Raw genomic sequence first — 239 nt, 5'->3', positions numbered from 1 at the left:
TTCACCACGACGGACAACGGCCGCACCTTCACCCTGAAGCTGCGGCCCGGGCTGGTCTTCTCCGACGGCACTCCGCTCAATGCCGAAGCGGTGAAATTCAACTGGGACCGACTCAAGGACCCGGCCAGCGCCTCACCCAGCGCGGCGGAAGCGGCGATGGTCGCCTCGACCGAGGTAGTCGACGACGTCACCCTGAAAGTCACGATGACCACTCCCGTGACCGCGTACGCGCAGGCGAT

General features: G+C 65.7%; 1 protein-coding gene. It reads left to right on the top strand.

Annotation, left to right across the window (positions count from 1 at the left end; all coding sequences use genetic code 11):
- The coding region (locus tag FMEAI12_RS04345) for an ABC transporter substrate-binding protein (protein ID WP_235013686.1) at positions 1-239 on the top strand (239 nt) is incomplete at both ends.

The organism is Parafrankia sp. Ea1.12 (assembly GCF_900465275.1).
GTDB lineage: Bacteria > Actinomycetota > Actinomycetes > Frankiales > Frankiaceae > Parafrankia > Parafrankia soli.
Note: the sequence above shows the minus strand (reverse complement) of the source record. Positions and strands in the feature narration are given on the sequence as shown.